Genomic DNA, 2665 nt, shown 5'->3' with positions numbered 1-2665 from the left:
AAAGCCGTCCAGAGGGCAAATAAAGGCGAAATAGAGGGTCAAGGAGTGTGCCATTACACCGCCACCCCTCTTTTTCTTTTTTACCGCTCCTATACTGTACATGACACGAAACGACAAAATATTACACGAAAACTTCAATTTCGGCATATTGAACAAGAAAACCCGCCGCGGCCCCGGCCAATCCGCTCCCCTGCAGAACGGTTTTGTTGTGAAAAATGACGAAAAAGCCGACTGTCACTATCTGTCCCGCCCGGTATCCCTGTCCCTGCCCTGCTGTCTCTGGAATGTCTGGAACAAGTCCCGCCACCGGGGGAAATGAGCGTCCAGAAACCGCTCCAACTGCTCCAAACGTGACAATTTTCTATCAATTTCGACTTGTTTCTTCACTTCGGCAAGGCTCCAACCGGGGGACTGGGCAAGCAGCTTGTCCCGGTTCTGCTCCAAGACGGCCACTTCCCGCTGCAAGCCCCCTACTTCGTCCCGCAGAGCGTCCCTGCGGCTCTCCAGTGCCTTTACTGCCCCCTGCTCTTGTGCCGCCCTCTGGTGGGCTTCTCCGGCTCTCTGGGAAGTCTCCGCAAGGTCAGCGGACAGCCGCTCCCGCTGTCCCTCTAAGGCTTTTACATCGCCTTGTAGGACGTGTACACGGCTATCAAGGGCTTGCGTAGCCCTCTGTGCCGTCTCTGCCCTCTGCCGGGCTTCTGCGAGTTCTGCGGCGTATGCCTTGTACTCTGCCGTCTCCATATGCTGTCTGCGCTTGCCGCTCCCCTTTGGCTCTCCCCTCTGTAAGCCGTACTTTGCCCCTACAGCTTCATGGAAAGCCGTCTGCTGTTCGGTCAGGCTCTGCTTCGTCAGCACGTCTTTGGCAGACAGCCGCCCATCAGGAGTAACCGGGACGAAATTGAAGTGCATGTGCGGAGTAGCTTCGTCCAGATGAACGGTAGCGGATATGACGTTCTCACGACCGTACCGCTCCGCCAGAAAGTCGTATGCGTCTTGAAAAAACTGCCGTGAGCGGTCAGCCTGCATTGGCGGCGAATCACTCAACCCCCCGATATAGTCCTCCGTGAAAGGAACGCCAGATATATATGCTTCATGGGAACAGCTTGCCCGCCGTTCAGCCCACGCATTGTAGGCATCTTCGTCAACGTCTTTCAGACCGTCAAAAAAAGCACCGTCAGAGGTCACTATAACTTGCGCCATCAGAACGGCATCTTTCCGCACCGCCCTTTTCAAATCAAGCTGTTCTATGCGTCTCTGGACGGCTTCGGAAAAGGATTCATTTTGGGCAGGGCATAAGTCGTAATTTTCCCCGGACTTTGAGAAGTCAATATCCGGGTTCGTCAGGCTATGGTCTTTCTCACGGCGGTCATGAATCTCTATGCCCTTGATTGCCCCTCTGGTCATCTTCTGCACCCTAACTACTGCGTAACTCATTCTTATTCAAGCCCCCTTGTCTTGTCCATGCTTTACTTGTAAAGTATAACACAGGATACTTTACTTCGTAAAGTCCTCTGTGGCAAAGGGGGTTCCCCCTCTGCACTTCTCCCCCCGCACCGGCCACGGTGTAACAGTACACCAGTACACACTGTATCGGTCAGACGGTACACCGCTACACCGCCCCGGCGCCGGATAAGCCAGGCACAAAATAGATAATATTATAATATATATTTTAATACATGATAAAATATGTATTAGAATATTTGAATATATATTATAATATGTATGAACATTGTATGTACAGCCAGGCATGATAAACGTATGTATTTTAATATATATTAAAATAAGGGGTAAAATTTTCTTAATGCCCTATTGACATCTGTATTATAATATGGTATATTATACATATAGAAACCCGAATTAAAATATATATTATAATACAGAAAGGAGAAATACACCATGGCAAGACCAAAGACCGGGCTACCCACCAAACAGAAAATGTGCCTTACCGTCAGTTCCGAGGTAAGGGACTGTCTGGAAAGAATATCCCAAGCACGGCAACAGTCCATCAGCGAGATTGTCAGCCAGTACGCCTTGCAGGAGGACAAGAAGCTGAACCGCAAGCAGAGCCGGGAGCAAACGAAAGGAGAGAAAGCATGAAAGAGGGAAGATTAGGGTACAATTCCGACAACAAACGCTATGGACTGCTAATTTCCGACCTTTGGGAGCGTGACGGCTTTCATTGTGGCGAGTGCATGGAAGTCATGGTTGAGGGGGAATGGGTTCCCACCAGAATCGAAATGGACTACAGCGGCCTCTGGTATCTGGTAGACACCCCCTATAGGGGAGACGGTTTAGAGTACGTCCGGGCAAGGATTCCAGAAAGGAACTGAATGGAAAACAGATATTTATTGAGCGACATAGTGATTGACGGCATAGAGCCGCCAGAGGACTGGAAAGAACTCATGGAACGGGAGCGGCGGGGCGAATTGACACCAGAGGAAATCGAGAAGATTGTCCGCCGCCCGTACCAGATACCGACCGACAAGTGACTGCTTTACTCACGGTGAGTAAAAGCCCGGAAAACCGCCATTTTCCGGGCTTATTCGTCATTCTCTATCATCTTTTTGACGTACAAAAATAGGTCTTTCGGGTGACGTGCCTTTGCCGTCAGGATTGTCTGCCGGAGATAGGCGGCTGTTGCATATTGGCAAGCGTCAGGAAAGCT

5 protein-coding genes are annotated in these 2665 nt (G+C 50.4%); 4 read left to right on the top strand and 1 reads right to left on the bottom strand.

What is annotated here, in order from left to right:
* Nucleotides 1-219, top strand: a 219-nt coding sequence (locus tag D5269_RS18425; RefSeq protein ID WP_207709160.1) for a hypothetical protein, incomplete at its 5' end; no start/stop codon positions are given.
* 18 nt (nt 220-237) lie between these two features.
* Here D5269_RS18425 and mobV read toward each other — a convergent pair.
* Nucleotides 238-1434 carry a MobV family relaxase gene (gene mobV, locus D5269_RS17290; protein ID WP_129184828.1) on the bottom strand — a complete coding sequence of 399 codons (1197 nt, stop codon included), beginning with the start codon at nt 1432-1434 and terminating at the stop codon, nt 238-240.
* A 462-nt stretch (nt 1435-1896) separates the two neighbouring features.
* On the opposite strand from mobV, the gene D5269_RS17285 reads away from it, so the two are divergent.
* Genes D5269_RS17285 through D5269_RS17275 form a run of 3 tightly spaced genes read left to right on the top strand, consistent with a single transcriptional unit; the run spans nt 1897 to nt 2489 of the window.
* Complete coding sequence (locus D5269_RS17285; RefSeq protein ID WP_129184826.1) at nt 1897-2097, top strand: hypothetical protein; 201 nt, start codon at nt 1897-1899, stop codon at nt 2095-2097.
* Nucleotides 2094-2330, top strand: coding sequence for a DUF5348 domain-containing protein (locus D5269_RS17280; RefSeq protein WP_129184824.1), 237 nt, complete (start codon nt 2094-2096; stop codon nt 2328-2330). Before D5269_RS17285 ends, D5269_RS17280 begins: the two co-directional genes overlap by 4 nt.
* Nucleotides 2331-2489 carry a hypothetical protein gene (locus D5269_RS17275; RefSeq protein ID WP_160556438.1) on the top strand — a complete coding sequence of 53 codons (159 nt, stop codon included), beginning with the start codon at nt 2331-2333 and terminating at the stop codon, nt 2487-2489.
* Nucleotides 2490-2665: the final 176 nt, after the last annotated feature.

This window comes from Anaerotruncus sp. 1XD42-93 (assembly GCF_009917605.1).
Classification (GTDB): Bacteria; Bacillota; Clostridia; order Oscillospirales; family Ruminococcaceae; genus Anaerotruncus.
Note: the sequence above shows the minus strand (reverse complement) of the source record. Positions and strands in the feature narration are given on the sequence as shown.